Below are 22,117 nucleotides of genomic sequence, written 5' to 3' on the forward strand. Positions count from 1 at the left end.
AACGACCTAGTACAGGACACTTTTAGGTCCTACTACCGGGTATACCGACCAGTTGTGACCGGCCTCTCATTCCGAGGAGTTTTCGGGTTTTTGTCCGGGTTCGGCGGCGTTGTCGGTGCGGCTGGCTAGCCTGCCTGCATGACGACGCTGAGCCCGCGGGCGCTCAACCGCGCCATGCTGGCCCGGCAACTGCTGCTGCGGCGCTCGCACCTGGGCGTGCTCGACGCGGTCCGCCACCTCGCCGGGTTGCAGGCCCAGTCGCCGTGGCCGCCGTACTACGCGCTGTGGACGAGGCTGCACGGATTCCGCCCCGAACAGCTGTCCGAGCTGCTGGTGAACCGCGAGGTCGTACGGATCGTGCTGATGCGCGGCACGGTGCACCTGGTCGACGCCGCCGACGGCCTGGCGTGGCGGCCGGTGGTGCAACCGCTGCTGGATCGCGACCTGGCGACCAACACCCAGCACGCGGCGAAGGCGGCCGGGCTGGACCTGGCCGAGGTCGCCGGGCACGCTCGCGAACTGCTCGCCGGCGAACCGCTGACGGCCGGGCGGCTGGGCGAGCGGCTGGCGCTGCGCTGGCCCGGCCGGCCCCCGTCGACACTGGCCCACATCGCCCGCAACCTGCTGCCGCTGGTCCAGGTTCCGCCGCGTGGGGTGTGGGGCCGGTCCGGTCAGACGACGTACGCGACCGCGCAGGACTGGCTCGGCAGGCCGCTCGCGCCGCCCGACCCGGCGGCGCTGGTGTTGCGGTACCTGGCCGCATTCGGTCCGGCGAGCGTGCTCGACGTGCAGACCTGGTGCGGCCTGACCAGGCTCGGCGAGGTGGTCGAGGGGCTGGACTTGCGGACGTTCCGCGACGAAGCGGGCAGGACGCTGTACGACCTGCCCGACGCTGACCGGCCGGACCCGGACACGCCCGCGCCACCACGGTTTCTCGGCGGCTTCGACCAGACACTGCTGTCCTACGCGGACCGCACGCGGGTGATCAGCGACGAGTACCGGCGGCGGATCTTCACGAAGAACGGGCTGATCCCGCAAGCCGTGCTGTGCGACGGGGTGGTGCGCGGGGTGTGGCGGATCGAGCGGGCCGGGGATTCGGCGACGCTGACCGTCACCGAGTTCGCCAGGATGTCCACAAAGGACCGCACGGCACTGACGAGCGCGGGGGCACGGCTGCTGCGCTTCGCCGAACCGTCCGCCGTTCACGACATCCGGTTCGTGGCGGAGTACTGAGGTACGGTTCCGGTCATGCCCAGGCCCAGCGTCGAAGCGGAGCGCCGCGCACAGATCCTGCGTGCGGCGTGCGCGGTGATCGCCGAGCACGGGTTCGTCAACCTGCGGGTGTCCGACGTCGCCAAGGCGGCAGGGGTCAGCGGCGGCACCGTGCACTACTACTTCGACACCAAGCGGGATCTGGTGCACGCCGCCTACGAGTACAACTACCAGCGGTCCCTGGACCGCAGGCGGTGGATGCTCGACACCGGCGAGCAGCCCGCCGACCGCCTGCGGCTCGTCGTCGACTCGTACCTGCCCGACCAGCCGGAGACGATCGAGGCCTGGAAGGTCTGGGCGGAGCTGTGGTCGCAAGGCATGCGGGAGCCGGAGCTGCGTCAGCTGCACGAGCGGATGTACGGCGACTGGCGCGGCCTGGTCACCGCGATCGTTCGGGACGGTCAGGCGGCGGGGCAGGTCCGCGACGGCGACCCGGCCCGGATGGCGAACCAGCTGATCGCCCTCATCGACGGCCTGGCCTGGCAGGTCCTGCTCGGCCCGGCCAGCATGTCGGTCCCGCTGATGCGCGACCTCTGCCTGGCCTTCGTGAACCAGGACCTGCTGATCTGACCACTCAGGCGCCCGCCACGTGCAGCACCGTGGGGCGGTTGGCGGCGAAGGCCTCGGTCAGCAGGGCGGGCAGCGCCTCCGGGTCGGGGACCGTCACGCCGTGGCAGCCGAGGGAACGGGCCAGTGCGGCGAAGTCCGGGCTGGGCAGGTCGACGCCGAGCGGCGGGTCGCCCCGCTCGGCCATCTCGGCGCGGATCTCGCCGTAGCCGCCGTTGTCCACGACCACCACCGGCAACGGCAGTTCCAGCGCGGCCGCCGACGCCAGCTCGGCGACGGTGAACATGATCCCGCCGTCGCCGTGCAGCACCGCGACCCGCGCCGACGGCCTGCCGAGCTTCGCGCCGATCGCGGCCGGTAGGCCGTAGCCCAGCGTGCCTAGCCCGGTCGGGTACAGGAACGACCCGGGCGTGTACGTCGGCAGGTTGGCCAGTGCGCCGTAGTAACAGACCATCGCGCTGTCCGCGGCCAGGATGCCGTCCCGGCCCAGCGCACCCTCCAGCGCCGACAGGATCGGCAGCCACCGCTCGCCCTCCGCCCTGGCCCGCGCCGACACCCGGGCACGCCACTCCGCGGCACGGTCCACAGTGGACACCGAAACGGCTCCGGCGAGCGCACCCAGCGTGGCTGCCGCGTCGCCAACCAGCACGACGTCGGCACGCGCGTTGGTCACGGCCCGCACCGGGTCGATGTCCAGCCGGATCAGCTTCCCCGGCACGGCCAGCGGGCCGTTCCACAGGTCGGCGGGCGCCAGCTCGGTCCCGACGGCCAGCAGCACGTCGCAGTCCGCGACGAACTCCGCCGCGTGCTGCAGTCCCGCGCCGACGAAACACGGGTGGTCGGCTGGCAGGATGCCCTTGCCGTTGGCCGACAACATCACCGGCGCCCCCAACGCGGCGAGCTCCGCCGCGGCGCCCTTCGCACCGCCACCGGCGATCACCCCCGGCCGCCGCGCGTCCCGCAGCAGGGCGAAGGCCTCCGTGACGTCCGGCCGCGCGACCGGCACCGCGACCGGCTCCACGACGGGAACGTCGGCCACGGCGTCGATCAGGTCCAGCGGGATCTCCAGATGCCACGGCCGCGGGCGGCCGGCCGACATCTCGGCGAACACCTGCGCGACGGCGACCGGGATCTCCTCGACGCTGGTCACCCGGTGGCTGCCCGCGGTCACCGCCGCCATCGCCGCCGTCTGGTCCCGGACCTCGTGCAGCAATCCGTTGCCGCGTCCCGGATGCGTGAGCGGTTCGCCCGGCGAGATCAGCAGCACCGGTACCGAATCCGAGTAGGCCTGGGCGGCGGCGGTGGCCGCGTTCAGGATGGCGGGCCCGCTGGTCGTCAGGCACACGCCCGGCCGTCCGGTCACCCTGGCGTAGCCGTCGGCCGCGAACCCGGCCCCCTGCTCGTGCCGCGGCGAGACGTGCCGGACACCGTGGCGTCCCAGCTCGGCGTAGATGCCCAGGTTGTGCGTGCCCGGAATGCCGAACACCAGCTCGACGCCGTGCGCCACCAGCGACCGCACCAGCGCGGCCGCCCCGGTCACGCCCATCCCGCTCCTCCCGTCACCAGCGCGTCCACCGCGACCACGCCGTCGGCGCCGACCCGCACCGGGTTCAGCTCGATCTCGCCCGCGCCGGAGTCCACCAGCGCCCACGACACGGCGGACACCGTGTCCGCCAGCGCCACCAGGTCCAGCGGCGCCCGCCCGCGCCAGCCGTCCAGCAGCGGGTAACAGCGGAGCCTACGCAGCATCGCCAGCGCCTGCCTGGTGTCCACCGGCCCCAGCTCCACGGTCGTGTCGCGGTACAGCTCGGCTTCCGTCCCACCGGCACCGACCAGCACCACCGGCCCGAACGCGGCATCCCATCGCGCGCCGACGAGGATCTCCACGGCATCCGGCCGGACGTCCTGCTCCTCCACGACGTAACGCCCCGGCCCGAGCCGCGCGATCATCCCGGCCAGCGCCTCGGCGACCGCGCCGCCGTCGGCCAGCCCGACGGCCACGCCACCGACGTCGCTCTTGTGCGGCAACCACTCCGCCTTCACCACATAGGGCGCCCGCAGCCCGGTCACCCGCGGGTGCACGTCGGCGGGCCCGGTCACCGCCACCCCGGCGGGAAACCGCACGCCCGCGGACGCGACCAGCTCACGTGCGGCCAGGTAGCCGCCGCCGGGCAGCGGCCGCCGTGGTTCCGGCACCGGTGGCGGCACGGCGCCCCTGCCCGCCGCCAGCCGGACCGCCGCCGCCAGCGCGGACAGCGCCGCGTCGACCGTCCCGTACACCGGCACCCCGCGCGCCCGCAGTGCCCGGACCGCGGGTGAGCCCGCCGGTCCCATGCTGTGCACCACCACCGGGACGCCGGTCTCGGCGACGACCGCGCCAATGTCGTCGGCGACCGCCAGTTCCAGCTCGCCCAGCTCGGGTGTGTCGGTGCCGTAGCTGCCGAAGTACCCGGTGAGCAGCACGGCGTCGGCCTCGCCGTCCCGCAGCAGGGCGCCGACCGCCCTGGCGTAGCTGGTCAGGTCCTTCTCCCCGGCGCCGTCGAGGTCCACCGGCGCCCTCGGCACCCGCAGCCCGGCCCGCACCGCGACGTCGGCCCCGATGGCGCCCTGCCCGCCGCTGTCGCCGACGATGGCCAGCCGGTCGCCGACGGCGGCGGGCGCCTCCAGCAGGAACCGGGCCACGTCGACGGCCTCGGCCGGCGTGGTCACCCGCACCGCGCCTGCGGCCCGGCAGGCGGCGTCGACGACGTCCACTGTGGACGTCAGCGCCCCGGTGTGCGAGCGGGCCGCGGCACTGCCCGCGGCACTCGCGCCGACGGTCAGCACCACCACCGGCTTGCCCGCCTCGGTCAGCCGCCGCAGCGTGTGCACCAGCCGCCTGCCGTCGCCGAAGCCCTCGGCGTAGACGACGACGGCCCGGGTGGCCTCGTGGCTTGCCAGCCCCTCCACCATCTCGCCCAGCGTCACGTCGGCCTGACCGCCGACCGACACGAACCGCGACACGCCGACGCCCGCGGCGGCCGCGAGCCCGGCCAGCTCCAGCCCGACCTGCCCGCTCTGCGACACGATGCCCAGCGGTCCGGGCTGGAACCGTCCCCAGGCCAGCTCCAGCCGGGACTGCGCGTCGTAGAGCCCCAGACAGCTCGGCCCGACCAACCGCGCACCGGCCGCACGTACCCTGGCCGCGAGCCCGGCCGGGTCGGGCACGCCGGCCGTGATCACCAGCAGGCCGCGCGTGCCCAGCGTCAGCGCCTCGCCGGCGACGTCGTGCACGGCGGTGGCCGGAACAGCGAGCACCACCAGCTCGGGCACCTCGGGCAGCTCACCGAGCCGCCGGTACACCTGGTGTCCCAGCACCTCGCCGCCCCGGCTGTTCACCAGGTGGACCCGCCGCCTGCCGCTGCCCTCCAGTGCCCCGCGGGCCAGCCAGTGGCCCCACTTCGCCGGGTCCGCGCTCGCACCGACCACCGCGACCGAGGCGGGGTCGCCGAACACCTCGCTCATCGCTGCCTGATCAACTGCCGTGAGATGACGATCCGCTGGATGTCCGAGGTGCCCTCCTCGATCTCCTCCAGCTTGGCGTCCCGCATCCACTTCTCCACCAGGAAGTCCTGTGAGTAGCCCCAGCCGCCGAGCGTCTGCACCGCGGCCCAGGTGCACCACATGGCGTTCTCCGAGCCGACCAGCTTCGCCGTCGCCGCCTCGGCGGTGATGTCCTCACCGGCGTCGAACAGCCGGGCCGCCCGGACGGTCAGCAAGTGCGATATGTCCACTTTGGACGCCATGTCGGCCAGCCGGAACGCGACCGCCTGGTGCTCGACGATCGGCTTGCCGAACTGTTCGCGCTGGCGGGCGTAGTCGACGGCGAAGTCGAGCGCCGCCCTGGCCAGCCCGGTGGTGGACGCGCCGATCAGCACCCGGGACGCGTCGAACGTCCGCATCAGGCCGTAGAAGCCCTGCCCCTCCTCGCCGAGGCGGTTGGCTACGGGGACGCGCACGCCGTCGAGGAAGACCTCGGCGTTGACGATGGCCCGCTGGCCGAGCTTGCGGATCGGGCTGCCGACGGTCAGTCCCGGCGTGTCCCGGTCGACGACGAACGCGGTGACCCCCTTGGACCGCAGACCCGGGTCGACGGTGGCGAAGATGACGAACCACTTCGCGTACGGGGCGTTGGAGATCCACGCCTTCTGCCCGGTGAGGACGTACTCGTCACCATCGCGGACGGCCCTGGTGCGCAGGGCGGCGGCGTCGGAGCCCACCCCGGGCTCGGTGACGGCCAGCGCGGTCAGCGGCGGGTCGTCGCCGGTCAGTGGCGCCAGCCAGCGCTCCTGCTGCGCGGGCGTGCCCAGTTCGAGGATCGGGTCGGCGAAGAAGCCGTTGGACGTCAGCAGGTTGCCGATCCCGATGTCGCCGTGGCACAGCTCCTCCTGGACCAGAACCTGCGTGAGCAGGTCGGTGATCCCGCCGCCGCCGACGGACGACGGCAGCATGAACGCGGTCAGGCCCACCTTGCTCGCGGTGCGCCAGAGGTCGAGCGGGGACTCGGTCTGGGCGTCGTCGACGGCGCGGGCGACCGGGCGGATCTCCCGCTCGGCGAAGTCGGCGGCGAGTTCGCGGAACTCGCGCTGCTCGGGGGTGAGGTCGAGGGCGTCACGAACGGCACGGGGCATGGCGCGCTCCAGGGTAAATTGACTGACCACTCAGTTATACTCGGACTCGGGCCGGGACAAAAGCTCGTGAAGGCCACCTTCACCACGTCAGACGTAATGAAGGTGGCCTTCACGTGCTTTGGGCAGAACAGGCAGGTCAGGCGGTGATGGCGTCCAGCAGGGCGTCGCCGGTGAGCAGCGCCGGGTCGTTGTGCCCGGCGCCGGCGACCTCGACGACCCGGCTCGGCCCGGCCGCGGCGGCGGCCACCGCGCGGCTCTGCTCGGGTGGCACCAGCGAGTCCTCCGTACCGAGCACGACGGTCACCGGCACGCGGATCCGCCGGACGTCCTCCGCCACCGGGAAGCGGTCCCACATCAGCAGCCGCACCGGCAGGATCGGGTACTGCCGCTGTCCGACGGCCGGCAGGTCGGTGAACGGCGAGCGCAGCACCAGCGCCGCGGGCGGCTGCTCGGTGGCCAGCTTCGTGACCAGCGAGCAGCCGAGGCTCTCGCCGTAGTACCGCAGCCGGTCCGGGCCGTAGCCCGCGCCGGCGAGGAACCGGTGCGCCGCGCGGATGTCCTGGGTCAGCCCCTCCTCGGTCGGGCTCCCGGGATTGCCGCCGTAGCCGCGGTAGTCGACCAGCAGCACGGCGAACCCGCGAGCGGCCAGTTCCGCCGCCAGCGGTGCGCGAAAGGTCCGGTCGCCCGCGTTTCCCGGCGCGACGAGGACGGCTCCACGCTCCGGGGTGGTCCTGGCTGGCAGGAACCAGGCACCCAGCTCCAGCCCGTCCGCGGTGTGCAGCACGACGTCCCGCGCACCGGCGAGCATCGAGGCGGCGGACGGAACCGGCGCGGTGCTGGGGAGGTAGATCAGCTTGCGCTGGAAGGCGTAGGCGAGGCCGACGACGAGGACCACGACCGCGAGCACGCTGCCCACCCAGATCCACACCGGCCGCGCCACCGGCAGAGTGTGACACGGCTTCTCACTCCGTGCGGACCCACACGTTCACCCGTTCGTGTGGGTCCATCCGTAGGTTTTTTTCATGCTTACTTTTGGTCACATTTCGGGTCACACCACCGAGTGACGGGTTACTGAACCGGGTGAGAGATCGATTCTGGGTACGGTCTGTGAACAATCAACCACAAGACGTCGGCATTGCGGTGACGTACCGTCCCCGGACGGCCCCCCGGCGACGTGAATCCTGCCCACACGCGAGGTTTACGAGCGTTATCCGGATGCTTACTCTCCCGATCAGCGTGGCGGCCTGCCCCAGCCGCCCGCGTCGAGGAGCGAGCCATGGTGTGGATGGCCCCACGTCCTGCCTGCCCTGCCCAGCGCGCCTCGGTGCTGTCGGTCCGGACGAGTTCCCCCGTACTCGTCGGCCGGGACACCGAGCTGGCCATGTTGGTCGACCTCGTGGCCGAACGGCCGTGTGCGGTGCTGCTGGAGGGCGAGGCCGGCATGGGCAAGACCCGGCTGGTGCAGGAACTCGTCAGCCGGCCCGAACTGACCGGAACCAGGATTCTCACCGGCAGCTGCCAGTCGCTGGCCGAGCCGTTCCCGTACGGCCCGGTGCTCGAAGCGCTGCGCGGCGTCGCCGAGCAACCGCCCGGACCGCTGAGTCCGGTGGTCGGCGTCCTGCGGCCGCTGCTGCCGGAGATCGCCGAACTGCTACCCCCGCAACCGGATCCCCTGCCGGACAAGGCCGCGCAGCGGCACCGCGAGTTCCGCGCCATCCGCGAGCTGCTCGGCGCGTGCGGCCCGACCCTGCTGGTGATCGACGACCTGCACTGGGCCGACGAGCGCACCCGCGACGTGCTGTGGTTCGTGTTGTCCCGGCCGCCCGAGCAGCTCGGCGTCGTCGTCACCTACCGTAGCGAGGACCTGCGTTCGCCCAGCCCGCTGGGCGTTCCGTACCGGCCGGCCGAGGGCGTGCGCGCGGCGATGGTCCACCTGGGACCGCTCGACGTGCCCGCCGTGCGCCGGATGGCCGAGGTCATCCTCGACGCGCCCCGGGTCGCCGACGAGTTCGCCACGAAGCTGCACGAGAGCACCGCGGGTATCCCGTTCGTCGTCGAGGAGACGCTGCGTGCCCTGCGCGGGCCCGCGCTGGAGGTCGACCGCGCGCCCGGCCACCGGCTGCTGGACCGCCTGGAGGTCCCGGTCCTGCTGCGGGAGGCGATGACCGAGCGGCTGTGCACGCTGTCCGACAACGCCATCCGGGTCGCCCGCTGCGCGGCGGTCCTCGGCGTGCCAGCGACCGCGTCGCTGATCGGCGCGCTGGCCGGGCTGCGTGGCAGGCAGCTGGCCACCGCACTGGCGCAGGCGCTGGAATCCGGTGTCCTGCGCGAGGACACCCCCGACCTGTACGGCTTCCGCCATCCGCTGGCTGGCAAGTCGGTCTACGACGCGATCAGCGGCCCGGAGAGACAACTGCTGCACGCCAGGGCCATGCGCGCGCTGGCTGCCACCGACCCGCCGCCGCTCGGCCAGCTCGCCGAGCACGCCCGCGCGGCGGGTCGCGTCGCGGAGTGGGTCCGCTACGCCGAGGCCGCCGCCGACCAGGCCATCGAGCTGGGCGAGACGGCGACGGCCATCGAGGCACTGCAGTCCGTGCTGGACGGTGCCGATCCGTCCGATGTGGACGCCGGAAGGATGGCGGTCAAGCTCAGCCAGGTCGCCCTGCGCGGCCTGCGGCCCGGCGTCACCAGGACGCTGGAACGCGTGCTCGCGCAATGCAGGCTGGACCGCGCCACCCGGGGCACGATCCGGGTCAACACCGGCCTGCTGCTCGTGCGCAAGGCCGGTGAGCTCAGCCGCGGCCGGGCCCAGGTGCAGCGCGCCATCGAGGAGCTGGCCGGGGACCCGGAGCAGACCGCACGCGGCATCAACCTGCTGGCACAGCCCATCGACGGCACCACGTCGTTGGAGTGGCACCAGCAGTGGATGGACCGGGCGCGGGCCGTCCACGACCAGCTCACCAACCAGGAGCTGCGGCTGGCGCTGACCGCCGACCGGCTGGCAGGCCGGATGCACATCGGCGACGGCAGCGCGTGGACGGAGTTCACCGCGCTGCGCGAGGAGAAGGGCGAGGCCATCGCCGCCGACTCGGTCGCCGAGCGGGTGCAGCTCGCCCGGTTCTGGGGCAACCTCGCCGACGCCGCCGCGTGGGTCGGCCACTACGCCCGGGCGGACGAGCTGCTCAAGGAAGGCCTGCAGATCGCCACCCCCGCCGGGGCGCTGTACGTCACCGGCAACGGCCAGTCCACCAGGGTCCGGCTGGACTGGGTGACCGGCAACTGGACCGGGCTGGCCGAGGCGGCCGAGGCACTGCGGGCCAAGTACCGCGACCTGATGGCCATCACGGCGGAGTCGTCGCTGGTTCTCGCCGGACTGGCGGCGGTACGCGGCGACTTCGGTGAGACCGAGCGGCACCTCGCCGAGACCAGCCTGCTGCACCCCGGCCAGGGCGTCGCACCGGTCGTGCTGGCCGCCGCGGGAATGCTCACCTGGGTCCGGCTCGCCGCCGGCGACCTGCCGGGCGCGCTGGCCGCGGCCGACCAGGGAATGACCGCGGCGCGGGCGAAAGGCGTCTGGGTGTGGGCGGCCGAGCTGATCCCCTGGGCCACCGAGGCGTACGCGCAGGCCGAACGCTGGGGTGACGCGGAGACCGCCGTCCGCGAGTACGCCGAGGGCATCGCCGGGCGGGACGCCCCGGCAGCCGACGCCGGGCTGGTCGCGGCGGAGGCCGTACTGCTCGCCGCCCGTGGCAAGCATCCGGAGGCCGCGGTGGCCTTCGCCGAGGCACACAACCGCTACGCCGCGCTGCCCATGCCCTACCCGGCCCACTGGGCGTCCGAACGGGCCGCGCTGAGCAGGCTCGCCGACGGCGACTCGACGGCGACCGCGCAACTGGGCGCGGCGGCGGAGGGCTACGAGGCACTCGGCGCCACCCGGGACGCCGGCCGCTGCAGGCACCTGCTGCGCGAGCACGGCGCGTGGGCACCGTCGCAACGCGGCAGGCGTGGTTACGGGCGGCAGCTCTCGCCACGTGAACGCGAGGTCGCCGAGATGCTCGCCGAGGGCCGCACCAACCGGGAGATCGCCACCGGCCTGTTCCTGTCCCCGCGAACGGTCGAGCAACACGTGGCCAACGTGCTGCGCAAGCTCGGCGCCCGCTCGCGCACCGAGGTGGCGCGGCACTCCGCGTTGCTCACCTCCCCCTAGACCGCCGCACCGTTCCGCCCCTTCGAAACAAGAAACGGAGTCCCCACCGTGACGAAGAACCGAGCCCGCCTCGCGGGCGTCGCGGCTGCCATCACCGGCCTCGGCCTGGCGATGACGGCCGTCCCGGCGCAGGCGGCCGAGGCCGACGTGGTCGTCCCGAACGCGGCCACCGCCGTGCCGGGCAGCTACCTGGTGGTGTTCAAGCAACTGCCCGGAATCAGCGCGGTCACCGACCTCGCGTCGACGCTGGTCGGCAAGCACCGCGGCAGCCTGACCCACACCTACTCGGCACTGGGTGGTTTCGCCGCGAAGCTGAGCGAGCGCGAGGCCCGGCGGCTGGCAGCCGACCCGAGGGTCGCCTACGTCGAGCAGGACTCGGTGGTGACCACGCAGGCCGTCGCCAGCTACGGCCTGGACCGCATCGACCAGCGCAACCTGCCGCTGGACAACACCTACACCCCGCCCAACGGCGGTGAGGGCGTCACGGCCTACATCGTGGACACCGGCGTCGACATGCGGCACACCGACTTCGGCGGCCGGGTGACCAGCGGACGCGACCTGGTCGACAACGACAACGACGCGTCGGACTGCCAGGGCCACGGCACGCACGTCGCCGGGACGGTCGGCAGCGCCACCTACGGTGTGGCGAAGCGGGTCAGCATGGTCGCCGTGCGGGTGCTGAACTGCTCCGGCTCCGGCACCACCGCGCAGGTGGTCGGCGGCATCGACTGGGTGACCCAGAACGCCCGCAAGCCCGCCGTGATCAACATGAGCCTCGGCGGTGGCGCCAGCTCGACGATCGACGCCGCCGTGCGCCGGTCGGTGTCCGCGGGGATCACCAACGCGGTGGCTTCGGGTAATTCCAACACGAACGCCTGCAACTCCAGCCCCGCCCGCGTGGCCGAGGCGATCACAGTGAACGCGACCGACCGCAACGACAACCGGGCCAGCTTCTCCAACTACGGCACGTGCACCGACATCTTCGCGCCCGGCGTGAGCATCCCGTCGACCCGCAACGGCGGCGGCTCGCACTCGCTGTCCGGCACGTCGATGGCGACCCCGCACGTGGCGGGCGCGGTGGCGCTGTACCTGTCGGCCAACCGCAGCGCGACGCCGGCGCAGGTGCAGACGGCGCTGAAGAACAACGCCACGAACAACGTGGTGCGCAACCCGGGCAGCGGCTCCACGAACAAGCTGCTCTACGTGCGCTGAGCCGGTCCGCCGGCTAACGCGCGTAGCGCATGGCCGACTCGATGAACGGTTCGACCCAGGCCCTGACGTGCTCGGCGATCGGGTCCCGCTCGACCTCGCGGCGGGGCAGGTCGCTACGCGGCTCGGCCTGGGTCTTCTTCTTGGGCGCGGTGGTCACCTTGCGCTGCGGCTGCTGCTTGCGCGGCTGCTCCGCCCTGACCGGCTTCGGCGCGGCCTCGGTCGTCGGCGCGGCCACGGCGGGTGCGACGGGCGCGGCGGGCTCGGGCCGCACGACCGGTTCCGGCGCCGACTCGGCGACGACGGTCGTCGGCACGGCATCCCCGGTCCGCTCGGCGAACCAGCCACCGGCCACCCACCCGATGGCCAGCAGTGCCGCGGCGCCGCAGAGCACGGCGGTGACGCGCGTGCCCCGGCCACGCGGCCTCGGCGCGGCCGGGACCGGCGCCACCGCTCGTTGCGGCGGAACACTCGCGCCGATGATCCCGGTCCGGTCGAGTACGTCCTGGGCCGCCGGCGTGCCGGTCAGCATCCTGCCCCGCGTCACCCGAACCTCCCTGCGATTCAAGCAGAACGGCCCGAAGCTACCAGCGTGAACGGCCCTCGCTTTCTACTCTGAGTGGATCGAGCTTCGATTTGACTCGATCGAGTGACCTGCACGTACTCTGATTCTCATGTGCCGCAACATCACCACGCTGCGTGGTCTCGAGCCCCACGCGACGGCCGAGGAAATCGAGGCCGCCGCCCGCCAGTACGTCCGCAAGGTCACCGGCGTCCAGTCGCTGTCCGACCGCACGCGGGAGCCGTTCGAGGCCGCCGTCGCGGAGATCGCCGCGATCACCGCCCGGCTGCTCGACGAACTGCCCGAACGCAGGCAGCCGCCGACGACCGTGCCGCCGCTGCGCCGCCCCGAGGTGCAGGCCCGGATCGCGGCGAAGGCAGCCGCTAGTAAATGAGCACCCGGGTTCCCGGCTTCAGCAACGGGTAGACCTCCTCGACGGACGGGTCGGTCATCCGGATACAGCCGTTGCTCGCGGGCGTCGCCTCCACCGGCTCGCCCCCGTGCAGGGCCAGCCCCGTGCTGTCCAAATAGGACGGCTTCCACATCGGGCCCAGTTTCGCGTGGCGCCACCCGTTGATCTGGTAGGAGATCCGGTACTCGCCGGGTGGTGTCCGCTTGCCGTCGGCGTCACGTCCGGTCGACGCGTCGTAGACGCGGTCGACCCTGCCGTCGCGGACGAGGTAGACGAGCTGCCTGGCGAGATCGACCTCGACGTGGAAGCCCGGCGCCGAGACCCGCGGGCGCGGCAGGACCGGACTCCGTAGCCTGTCGCTCGTGACGACGTCGACCACGCCCGTGCGGGGCAGGCCGTGTGCCTTCTGGAAGGCGACGACGGCGTGCCGGGTCTCGGTGTCGAACCGGCCGTCGTCCCGGCGTACCTGGAACCCCAGGCCCCGCAACGTCGCCTGCAGCGTCGCCACCTCGCGGCCTGCCGCGCCCTCCGCCAGCACGGCGAACGGCGGCGCGGCCGGCAGCGTGACGTGGGCGGCGACCGGTGCCGGGGCCGGTGCGGGCACACCGGTCGAGCACCCGGCCGCCGCGACGAGCAACAGGCCCCCGACGAACACGCTCCTCGAAGTTCCCACGTTGGTACTTGGCCGGTACCGGCCGGAGCGCAACACACGTTGCGCTCCGGACCGCTCGGACCAAGTACGGGCAGGGAGGTCCATGCGTGGGAGGTGAGTCCGACGAACAGCTGGTCGTCCGCGTCGGCGCGGACCCGGAGGCGCTGGCCGAGCTGTACCGCAGACACGTCCGGGCGGTGCTGGGGTACGCCACGCGCAGGCTCGGCGATCCGCACGATGCCGCCGACCTGGTCGCGGGGGTGTTCCTGGAGGTGATGCAGTCGGCACACACGTTCGACGCCCGGCGCGGCTCGGCCAGGGGCTGGATCTTCGGCATCGCTGGCAACCTGGTCGCGGCACGCGGCAGGCGCAGGGCCGTCGAAGCGAGGGCGCTGGAGCGGCTCTACGGTACCCGCGACCTGCTGCCGGACGACCACGCCGAGCTGGCGGCCCGGATCGACGCGCACCGCGCCTCGGCCGACCTGGCGACCGCGATGCGTGCCCTTCCCGAGGCCGAACGGGAACTGTTCCTGCTGGTCAGCATGGACGGCCTGACCCCGAGCGAGGCCGCGGCCGCGCTCGGGATCGCCGCTCCGGCCGCCCGGATGCGCCTGGCCAGGGCCCGTCGCAGGCTGCGCAAGGCACTGCCGGCCCAGGACGGGACGGAGACCTACGCATGAAGCGCGACGACTACGCCGCCGAGCTGACCGGCTTCGAGCAACGGCTGCTGGACGGGCTGCGTGCCGCACACGTGCCGGAAGCCGGACTGAGCCCCGCCACGCCGATCCGGCCCCGGCCGCCCCGGTGGCGTCCCGTGCTGGCGCTCGCCGCGACGGCCGCCGCCGTCGCCGCGGCCGTGATCGTGCCCGCGACCCTCGGCGGCGACGAGCCCGGGCAGCAGCACGCGGCACCACCGGTCGCCCCCGCGTCGATCTCCTACGTCAGGGGGATCGCGGGCGAGACGTACAAGTCGCTGGAAGGCGGCGAGCTGACCGTCGAGGTCCGCAGCGACCAGCAGGTGTGGCTCAGCGACCAGGGCGAGGTCCGCGTCCGGACCGAGCCGTACCGGCAGGCTTCCTGCCACGCGACCGTCGACGAACGACCGTGCGACGGCTGGCTGGCGCGCTACGCCGGTCAGCTCGGCCTGACAACGGCGCCGGTCGACCAGCGGATCGGGCCGTCGCCGGACACCGCCTCGGCCGTCCAGCCGACGACCAGGGAGCTGCTGGCCGAGCCGGAGTTCACCGGCGGCTACGACCTGCGCGGGCTGTCACCGGACCCCGCGCGGCTGGACGAGGTGATCTCCCGGCTGGCGCGGGGCTGGTACCCCGGGCCCGGCAAGCCGATCCCGACCGGCGGCCCCGAACTGGACCTGCAGAAGCGGCGGGTGCTGCTGGAACTGGCCGCCGAACCGGCGTTGCCCCCGGCGGTCCGGCTCACCGCGACGACCATGTTCGGCCAGGCCGAGCCTGCCATCGACCGGGTGGGCCGCGGCGGCACCAGGCTGACGGTCGCCACCGCGATGGGTGGCGTGATCGTGGTGACGATCGATCCCCGCTCCGGCGCGCTGCTGGAGGTGGAGCGGCAGGTCCCGGTGCCACCGGACAACAAGCGGCCGGCGACGAACGTCGTGGCCGGGACGTTCGCCGTCTACCTCGCCGTCGACCGGGTGCACTCGTTCGACGAAACCCGCTGACCCGGTTCGGTCACCGCGTCCAGAGCGTGACGTCACTGCTGGTCGCGGCGACGAGCGTGCGGCCGGACGGCGAGAACCCTGCGGTTCGCAGTTCGGTGACGTCGGCGTCGAAGACCACCCAGCGATCGCCGTCCCTGGACAGGACGACGCGTTCGTCCGGCCACGCCGGGGCGATGACGTCGACCCGCCAGCGATCGTCGGTGAGGGTGTGCAGGCCGCCGCCGTACAGGCCGGCCATGCGGACGCGGGTGCCGGCGAGCGGGCCGATGCCGTCGCAGGCCAGGTCGGGCCCGTGGGGGTAGCCGGCGTCCTCGTCGCGGTCCCTGGCGAGCCTCGTCCCGGTGGCGTCGAACAGGCCACGACCAGCCGTCGAGGCCACCAGCAGCAGCTCCGCGCCGGACTCCGGGTGCGGGGCGAAGCCGATGCCGAGGACGCCGCCGATGTGCAGGACCCCGGACTCCACCGGCCGCCACGGGGGCGGTGGAGGGACCTCGGGAAGGGCCAGCAGTTCGCTCATGGCCCTGTCTAGCACGACGAACAGCTTGTGCGACAACGAAAAACCCGGGTGCGGCACGGGGTGCCGCACCCGGGTTGTACCGAGGTTGTTACATGAGTTGACGGCGGTTGGCCACAACCGGGCCGGCGAGCGGCGCTGCCGGAGCGGTCCTGGAGGCCGCGACCGAAGCAGGCCAGAAGCACGCCGTGTGCGCGAAACGCATCCGGAAGAGTGCCCGGGACGCACTGTTCACAATCACGACCGGGTCAGTAAGGATCCGCACCGGCCGTGGGGACGCAGTCGGCGGTCAACCGCGAGGAATCGTTCGTCACCGCACCACCTGACCCTTCCCGGTTGGTGGCCCGCCCCGGCTCGCCCTGCCGGTGTGCCGTGCCGCGGGCCTTACCCATCCGCTTGGTATCCAAGGATGCGCCTTTGAGACGCAGCTCACAACCTTTTCGTTATCGCTCGTTGGTGGAAACTCGCCCCATGTGTCTGCTAGGCCACTCCCGGTGACGTTTCGTGAGCGTGGGGTCGTAGTCTGCGAGGAATGAGCGAACCTCGGTGGTTGACCGATTCAGAGCTGCTCGCCTGGCGCTCCTACATCGTCGCGACCCTGCTGTTGCGGCAGCGCCTGCACCGGGATCTCGCCGAGACACACGACGTGTCGCTCATCGACTACGAGGTCCTCGTGGTGTTGTCCGCGCATCCGGAAGGGCGCATGCGGATGTCCGAGCTGGCCGGGATGCTGGGCTCCACGAAGAGCAGGTTGTCCCATCAGGTCCGGCGCATGGAGGCGGGCGGGCTCGTTCGCAGGGTCGCCGATCCGGAGGACAAGCGTGGCGTGGTCACCGAGCTCACCGCCGAGGGCGCGAACCTGCTGCGCGCGGCCGCGCCGACCCACGTCGAAGGCGTGCGGGCGAACCTGATCGACCTGCTGTCCGAGGAGGAGCAGGCCGTGCTGACCGACGTCTTCAGCCGGGTGCACCGCAAGCTGGGCGGCGCCGACTGGCCTGCCGGCTAGCTAGGCGAAGCACGTGAAGGCCACCTTCACCACGTCTCATGTGGTGAAGGTGGCCTTCACGTGCTGTGGGGCCCGGCCGGGTCAGCTCGCCGGGGCGAAGATGGGCCTGCCGCTCGTCTCCAGTTCGTCGTCCGGCGCGGCCATGTTCTGGCAGGCGGTCAGGCGCCACTGCCCGTCCTCCTTCGCCAGGATCCACAGCGGCGTGCCGATGTCCGGGCCGTCGGGCGTCTGGTAGATCTGCCGCAGCTTGACGGCGGCGACGTCCGGGCGGATGAACAACACGTGCTCCAGCTCGAACGCGACCGACATGCCCGCCATCCCGCCGGGCAGCACCTGGCGCGTGAACGCCGCGATCTCGTCGATGCCGTAGAGACGCTTGCCGCCGCCGGTGGTCCAGATCGCGTCGGCCCGGAACAGCTTGAGGAACTCGTCGGGAAGCTCGTTGTTCTGCGCGTGCGTGACCGTGTCGACCAGCTTCCTGATGGCCGCGATCTCGATGTCCGTCGTAGTCATGACCCCAGCCTGGAACATCAACCGAAGTTGAGGTCAAGACAGTCGCGCCGCACCATTCGGCTACGCTCGTCATGGGTAGCGTGTCCGAGCGGCCGAAGGAGCGCGTCTTGAAAACGCGAGAGGGCTAGACACCCTCCGTGGGTTCGAATCCCACCGCTACCGCGCACACGGAAAAGGCCACCACCCGGCGGGTGGTGGCCTTTTCTTCGCCGAAATCTACGCGGCGACCTCGTGCGTGTGCGCCGCGGCGAACATCCGCTGCTGCGCACGCTGGTCGGCACGCTGCTTCTTGTTGGCGGCCTTCGCCGGCGGCACGCCGTTGACGTCCTCGGTGCTGATCGCGTAGGAGCCGATCACGAACGCCAGCGCGTCACCGTTGCGGTTCAACGAGACCCGGTCGACGTTGCCGAGGTTGTCGCAGGCCTGGTGGTAGCACTTGTCGTAGGCGACGCCAGCCTGACCGCCCCACTTGGCGGCCTGCGCGGGGGTCTTGATGCCCTCGGCACCGGTGAACAGGCCACCGGCCGGGATACCGACGGCGATGAAGCCGCCGTAGTCGGAACGACCGCTGAAGTCGGTGTCCTCGACCTCGACACCCTGCGACGTCAGCGCGCCGCGGAACGCCTGCTCGATCTGCGCCGAACCGTACGGGCCGACGTTGCCGTCACCGGCGGAGTCGTCACCGTCGTAGGCGAAGTAGCCCGTGTTCGGTGAGCCGATCATGTCGAAGTTCAGGTACAGGGCGATGTCCAGCTGCTGCTCGAAGCTCAGCTGACCGACGTAGTAGTCCGAACCGACCAGGCCGAACTCCTCCGCGCTCCACCAGGCGAACCGCACGGCGTTGTTGACCCTGGGGCTGCCGCCGAGCTGCACGGCGGTCTCCAGCAGCGCGGCCGAGCCGGTGCCGTTGTCGTTGATGCCCGGGCCGTCCGGGACGCCGTCGAGGTGCGCACCGGCCATCACGACGTTGTCCTTGCGGCCGGTCTTCGTCTCGGCGATGACGTTGTAGGTGGTGCGCTCCTCCTGCTCGGCCCGCAGCACCAGCTTCACCGTCGCGCCGTTGCTGCCGGCGAGCGCCTCACCCTCGGCCTTGGTGATGCCGCCGGTCGGGATCTTCGCGGCCGCCGGGTCGCCGAGCGTCCCGCTCAGCGTGCCGTCGACGTTGTTGTAGATGATCGCGCCGATCGCACCGGCCTGCGCCGCCGCGGCCTGCTTGTCGGCGAACGCGCATCCGCCGCGGGAGACCAGGACGATCTTGCCGGTCACGTTGCCGTAGTCGGTGGCCTCGCAGCCGGGGGTGGCGTCGGACGGGATCACCGCGAGCTGCCCCTCCAGCCCGCCTGCCGGGGTGTCCTTGCTGTAGACCATGACCTTGACCGGCACGTTCTTGCCGCCCACGGTCAGCTTCTCCTCCAGCGGGTGGAAGAAGAAGAACGGGAACTGCTGCCGCGTCACGTTGTAGCCGGCGGCCTCCAGCTTGCCGGCGATGTACTCGGCGGACTTGGCGTGCCCCGCGGTGCCTGCCGCGCGGTTGCGGCCGTTGCTGTCCGCGAGTCGCTGGAACGCGACGAGATGCCGGTTGACCGCGCCGACGTCGACCTTGCGGGCCAGCTGCCGGGCGAGTGCGGGACCGTCCGCGGCGGCTTGTGGCTGCGCGGCGGCGGCCGAGGGTGCGAGCCCCAGGGCCAAGCCCGCGCACGAGGCCAGCGCGACCGCGGGCGCGAGCCGTTTCCTGACCGATGTCATAGACAAGCTCCCCAATCCTGGTAAGGACCGGCCGCGGAATCCCCCGACGCGTCCGGCTACACGTAGTGCCGGATTACTTTCATCCCTATCCGTGCGCGGGTCAAGAGTCGTTCGTCGTAGTGCCACCGAGAAGTAACCCTCGGCAGCCGTCCAGCCCGTCGACCTCGAGCGTCCAGTCCGGCCGGAACCCGGCGAACCGCTGCCTGGTCAGCAGCAACCGGGTCTCGACGGCCCGCTCGCCGCGGCGCACGGCGGTATCCGATCCGTCCGGAAGATAACCGAGTTTCTCACTAACCCGTAACGAATTGACATTATCGGTGAATGCCGCCGAACGGGCCTGTATTGCGGCCAGGTGATCGAAAGCGAAAAGCAGGACGGCGGCCCGCATCTCCGTACCGAAGCCGTGCCGCTGGAATCGCTGCCCGAGCCACGATCCGGTGCTGACCTCGCGGGTGACCGCGAACTGCTTGGCGTACAGCCCCTGGCTGCCGATCAGCTCGCCGTCCCGGCGCACGAGGAAGTTGATCCCCCACGAACCGGGCTCGCACCCGGCCCGTTCACCCCAGTGGTAGCGCATGATCTTGCCGACCATGTCCTCCGGTTCGGCATCGGTCCACGGGATCAGGAACGGCATCTGCTCGGGCGGGTGGACGCCGCCCAGCGCGAGTTCACACAGCTCTAGCAGGCTCGCGTCGTCGTCCGGCCGCAGTTCGAGGCGGGGTGTCCGCAGCACCAGATGCCGTAGCGGCCAGGGTTCCATGCACCGATGTTGGCCAATCCTTCACATCACGGCAAACGTATATAGGGTCGGCACCATGCGTGCGATCATGATCCGCGAGCCGGGCGGCCCGGAAAACCTGGAGTGGACAACGGTTCCCGACCCCGAGCCGGGTCCCGGTGAGGTTCTCGTCGACGTCGCGGCGAGCGCACTGAACCGTGCCGACCTGCTGCAACGCCAGGGGCACTACCCGCCGCCGAAGGGCGCCAGCGAGATCATCGGCCTGGAGTGCTCCGGCACGATCGCCGAGCTCGGCGAAGGCGTCGAGGGCTGGCAGATCGGCGACGAGGTGTGCGCGCTGCTGGCCGGTGGCGGCTACGCCGAGAAGGTCGTGGTGCCCGCCGTCCAGCTGCTGCCCGTGCCCGGCGAGGTCGAACTGCTGGCGGCCGCCGCACTGCCGGAGGTGGCGTGCACCGTCTGGTCGAACGTGATCATGCACGCCGGCCTGCGGGCGGACGAGGTGCTGCTGGTGCACGGCGGCGCGGGCGGGATCGGCACCCACGCCATCCAGGTCGCCAAGGCGCTGGGCGCGACGGTCGCGGTGACGGCGGGGTCGGCGCAGCGGCTGGAGCGCTGCCGCCAGCTCGGCGCCGACATCCTGGTCAACTACAAGGAGCAGGACTTCGTCGAGCTCCTCCGGGCCGAGGCAGGCGGCGCGAACGTCATCCTCGACAACATGGGCGCGAAGTACCTCGGCCGCAACGTCGACGCGCTCGCCCCCGACGGCAGGCTGGTGATCATCGGCATGCAGGGCGGGATCAAGGGCGAGCTGAACATCGGCAAGCTGCTGGCCAAGCGGGCCAGCGTGGCCGCGACCGGGCTGCGGGCCCGGCCGCTTGACCAGAAGGGCGAGATCGTCGCAGCCGTGCGGGAGAACCTGTGGCCGCTGGTGGCGCAGGGCTCGGTGCAGCCGATCATCGACCAGGTGCTGCCCATGGCCGAGGCCGCCGAGGCACACCGTGCCCTGGAGGAGGGCGACGTCTTCGGCAAGATCCTGCTGGCCGCCCGTTAACGCATCTCTTCGATCACGCGGACGAGCTGGTTGATCTCGAACACGTTGGAGTAGTGGGCGAGGCCGATGCGGACGGCACCGCCCACCTCTCCGGCGCCCAGCGCGGCGAACACCCCGCTGGTGCCCTCGTCCGCGAACGCGCACAGGCCCTGGGAGGCGAGGTAGTCGGCGACCTCGTGTGCCTTCTTCGCCGCCACCATGAACGCCAGCGCCGGGATGCGCCGCATCGCGTCGCCGATCACCGTGACGTGCCGCAGCGAACGCAGCTCGGTGGACAGCTGCGCGAGCAGGCCGGCGTGGTACGACTTCGCCGAGCCCAGCGAGGTCACCAGCCGCTCCCGCCGGGAGCCCGCGGCCGCGTCGTCCAGGCCGGCCAGATAGTCGACCGAGGCGACCAGCCCGGCCAGCAACGGGTAGGCGTGCGGGCCCAGCTCCAGCCGCGCCGGGCCGCGGGCGCCCGGTTCGAGCGACGCCGACGGCAGCCGTTCCAGCAGCTCGGGGTCACGGAAGACCAGCGCGCCGACGGCCGGGCCGCCCCAGGACTGCGCGGACAGCACCATCACGTCGGCACCGAGCGCGGGCAGGTCCAGCGACACGAACGGGGCCGCGTAGGTGGCGTCGACCACGACCAGCGAGCCGACCCGGTGCGCCAGCTCGATGACGGTCGGCAGGTCCGGGCGGGTGCCGACGGCGCCGGACGCCGCGGTGATCGTGACGGCCTTCGTCCGCGCCGACACCAGGCCCTCGTACTGCCACGCGGGCAGCTCGCAGGTCTCGATGTCGATCTCACCCCAGCGCACCACAGCGCCGACGCGCTTGGCGGCGCGCTGCCAGGGCGCGAGGTTCGCGGGCTCGTCCAGGCGGGAGACCACGACCTCGTCGCCGATGGTCCAGCGGTCGGACAGCGCGTCGACCAGGCGCTGGATCAGCACCGACGCACTCGGGCCGAGCACCACACCGGCCGGATCGGCCCCGGCCAGGTCGGCGACGGCCCGGCGAGCCGCGGCCACGATGCTCTCCGCACGCTGGGAGGCGGGGAAGGCGCCACCGGGGCCGGAAACCGGCGCCCGCATGGCCGTCGAGACGGCGGAAGCCACCTGTTCGGGGACGAGCATGCCCGCGGCGCCGTCGAAATGAATCCAGCCGTCACCCAGAGCGGGAAACAATCCACGAATCCGAGCGACGTCGAACGCCATGGACACACCGTACGGAGGTCCAGCTTCCGCCGCGCGAGCGGGGTTGGCCTGCACTGCAGGTGACGGCGGCGCGTCGCTACGCTCGTTGGAGAGCAGACCCAGGAA

Annotated in this window: 20 protein-coding genes and 1 tRNA gene; 10 read left to right on the forward strand and 11 right to left on the reverse strand. The window is 72.1% G+C overall.

Going from position 1 to position 22,117, the window contains the following annotated elements; translation table 11 throughout:
* Positions 1-138 precede the first annotated feature (138 nt).
* Together EWH70_RS20620 and EWH70_RS20625 are read left to right on the forward strand one after the other, a co-directional pair.
* Entirely contained in the window at positions 139-1,233 is a 1,095-nt protein-coding gene (locus tag EWH70_RS20620; protein WP_130477097.1) for a winged helix DNA-binding domain-containing protein, read from the forward strand.
* A gap of 15 nt (positions 1,234-1,248) precedes the next feature.
* On the forward strand, positions 1,249-1,842 hold the full coding sequence (locus tag EWH70_RS20625; protein ID WP_130477098.1) for a TetR/AcrR family transcriptional regulator: 594 nt from the start codon (positions 1,249-1,251) through the stop codon (positions 1,840-1,842).
* A gap of 4 nt (positions 1,843-1,846) precedes the next feature.
* Here EWH70_RS20625 and EWH70_RS20630 read toward each other — a convergent pair whose 3' ends face one another.
* From EWH70_RS20630 to EWH70_RS20645, 4 genes are all read right to left on the reverse strand, one after another.
* On the reverse strand, positions 1,847-3,385 hold the full coding sequence (locus EWH70_RS20630) for a thiamine pyrophosphate-binding protein (protein WP_130477099.1): 1,539 nt from the start codon (positions 3,383-3,385) through the stop codon (positions 1,847-1,849).
* Positions 3,376-5,343 (reverse strand): acetate--CoA ligase family protein, encoded by a 1,968-nt coding sequence (locus tag EWH70_RS20635; protein WP_130477100.1) that lies wholly within the window; start codon positions 5,341-5,343, stop codon positions 3,376-3,378. Before EWH70_RS20635 ends, EWH70_RS20630 begins: the two co-directional genes overlap by 10 nt.
* Positions 5,340-6,509, reverse strand: coding sequence for an acyl-CoA dehydrogenase family protein (locus EWH70_RS20640; protein ID WP_130477101.1), 1,170 nt, complete (start codon positions 6,507-6,509; stop codon positions 5,340-5,342). The genes EWH70_RS20635 and EWH70_RS20640 overlap by 4 nt, the downstream gene beginning before the upstream one ends.
* Positions 6,510-6,645: 136 nt before the next feature.
* Positions 6,646-7,449: an alpha/beta hydrolase gene (locus EWH70_RS20645; protein WP_205669189.1), complete on the reverse strand. Its 804-nt coding sequence runs from the start codon at positions 7,447-7,449 to the stop codon at positions 6,646-6,648.
* A gap of 336 nt (positions 7,450-7,785) precedes the next feature.
* Here EWH70_RS20645 and EWH70_RS20650 point away from each other — a divergent pair, with 336 nt between their 5' ends.
* Together EWH70_RS20650 and EWH70_RS20655 are read left to right on the forward strand one after the other, a co-directional pair.
* The gene (locus EWH70_RS20650) at positions 7,786-10,716 is read left to right on the forward strand and encodes a LuxR family transcriptional regulator (RefSeq protein WP_130477102.1); all 2,931 of its coding nucleotides are present in this window, start codon (positions 7,786-7,788) and stop codon (positions 10,714-10,716) included.
* A gap of 48 nt (positions 10,717-10,764) precedes the next feature.
* Positions 10,765-11,928, forward strand: a complete 1,164-nt coding sequence (locus EWH70_RS20655) for a S8 family peptidase (RefSeq protein ID WP_240687107.1) — start codon at positions 10,765-10,767, stop codon at positions 11,926-11,928.
* A gap of 13 nt (positions 11,929-11,941) precedes the next feature.
* On the opposite strand, the gene EWH70_RS20660 is transcribed toward EWH70_RS20655, so the two are convergent.
* Positions 11,942-12,472 (reverse strand): hypothetical protein, encoded by a 531-nt coding sequence (locus EWH70_RS20660; RefSeq protein WP_130477103.1) that lies wholly within the window; start codon positions 12,470-12,472, stop codon positions 11,942-11,944.
* A 127-nt stretch (positions 12,473-12,599) separates the two neighbouring features.
* Here EWH70_RS20660 and EWH70_RS20665 point away from each other — a divergent pair, with 127 nt between their 5' ends.
* Positions 12,600-12,881, forward strand: a complete 282-nt coding sequence (locus tag EWH70_RS20665) for a DUF2277 domain-containing protein (protein WP_130477104.1) — start codon at positions 12,600-12,602, stop codon at positions 12,879-12,881.
* Here EWH70_RS20665 and EWH70_RS20670 read toward each other — a convergent pair.
* Entirely contained in the window at positions 12,871-13,572 is a 702-nt protein-coding gene (locus tag EWH70_RS20670; protein WP_165436347.1) for a L,D-transpeptidase family protein, read from the reverse strand. The genes EWH70_RS20665 and EWH70_RS20670 overlap by 11 nt on opposite strands.
* A gap of 86 nt (positions 13,573-13,658) precedes the next feature.
* Between EWH70_RS20670 and EWH70_RS20675 the strand changes: the two genes are divergently transcribed.
* Positions 13,659-14,231, forward strand: coding sequence for an RNA polymerase sigma factor (locus tag EWH70_RS20675; RefSeq protein ID WP_205669190.1), 573 nt, complete (start codon positions 13,659-13,661; stop codon positions 14,229-14,231).
* Positions 14,228-15,247, forward strand: a complete 1,020-nt coding sequence (locus tag EWH70_RS20680) for a hypothetical protein (RefSeq protein WP_130477106.1) — start codon at positions 14,228-14,230, stop codon at positions 15,245-15,247. The genes EWH70_RS20675 and EWH70_RS20680 overlap by 4 nt, the downstream gene beginning before the upstream one ends.
* Before the next feature lie 10 nt (positions 15,248-15,257).
* On the opposite strand, the gene EWH70_RS20685 is transcribed toward EWH70_RS20680, so the two are convergent.
* Positions 15,258-15,779 (reverse strand): hypothetical protein, encoded by a 522-nt coding sequence (locus EWH70_RS20685; protein ID WP_240687108.1) that lies wholly within the window; start codon positions 15,777-15,779, stop codon positions 15,258-15,260.
* 514 nt (positions 15,780-16,293) lie between these two features.
* On the opposite strand from EWH70_RS20685, the gene EWH70_RS20690 reads away from it, so the two are divergent.
* Positions 16,294-16,767 (forward strand): MarR family winged helix-turn-helix transcriptional regulator, encoded by a 474-nt coding sequence (locus tag EWH70_RS20690; RefSeq protein ID WP_130477107.1) that lies wholly within the window; start codon positions 16,294-16,296, stop codon positions 16,765-16,767.
* An 81-nt stretch (positions 16,768-16,848) separates the two neighbouring features.
* Here EWH70_RS20690 and EWH70_RS20695 read toward each other — a convergent pair whose 3' ends face one another.
* A complete protein-coding gene (locus EWH70_RS20695) occupies positions 16,849-17,280 on the reverse strand; it encodes an SgcJ/EcaC family oxidoreductase (protein ID WP_205669191.1) in 432 nt (143 codons plus the stop codon).
* A 74-nt stretch (positions 17,281-17,354) separates the two neighbouring features.
* Between EWH70_RS20695 and EWH70_RS35530 the strand changes: the two genes are divergently transcribed.
* Positions 17,355-17,442 (forward strand) — tRNA-Ser (locus EWH70_RS35530).
* A gap of 54 nt (positions 17,443-17,496) precedes the next feature.
* Here EWH70_RS35530 and EWH70_RS20700 read toward each other — a convergent pair.
* Positions 17,497-19,026 (reverse strand): M28 family metallopeptidase, encoded by a 1,530-nt coding sequence (locus EWH70_RS20700; RefSeq protein WP_130477109.1) that lies wholly within the window; start codon positions 19,024-19,026, stop codon positions 17,497-17,499.
* Positions 19,027-19,126: 100 nt separating this feature from the next.
* Positions 19,127-19,786 (reverse strand): GNAT family N-acetyltransferase, encoded by a 660-nt coding sequence (locus EWH70_RS20705; protein ID WP_130477110.1) that lies wholly within the window; start codon positions 19,784-19,786, stop codon positions 19,127-19,129.
* A gap of 55 nt (positions 19,787-19,841) precedes the next feature.
* On the opposite strand from EWH70_RS20705, the gene EWH70_RS20710 reads away from it, so the two are divergent.
* On the forward strand, positions 19,842-20,816 hold the full coding sequence (locus tag EWH70_RS20710; RefSeq protein WP_130477111.1) for an NAD(P)H-quinone oxidoreductase: 975 nt from the start codon (positions 19,842-19,844) through the stop codon (positions 20,814-20,816).
* Here the strand turns inward: EWH70_RS20710 and EWH70_RS20715 are convergent.
* Positions 20,813-22,012, reverse strand: coding sequence for a cysteine desulfurase-like protein (locus EWH70_RS20715; RefSeq protein WP_130477112.1), 1,200 nt, complete (start codon positions 22,010-22,012; stop codon positions 20,813-20,815). The two genes, EWH70_RS20710 and EWH70_RS20715, sit on opposite strands and share 4 nt — an antisense overlap.
* Positions 22,013-22,117: the final 105 nt, after the last annotated feature.

The sequence above is a fragment of the Amycolatopsis suaedae genome, from assembly GCF_004214935.1.
In the GTDB taxonomy this organism is placed as follows: Bacteria; Actinomycetota; Actinomycetes; order Mycobacteriales; family Pseudonocardiaceae; genus Amycolatopsis; species Amycolatopsis suaedae.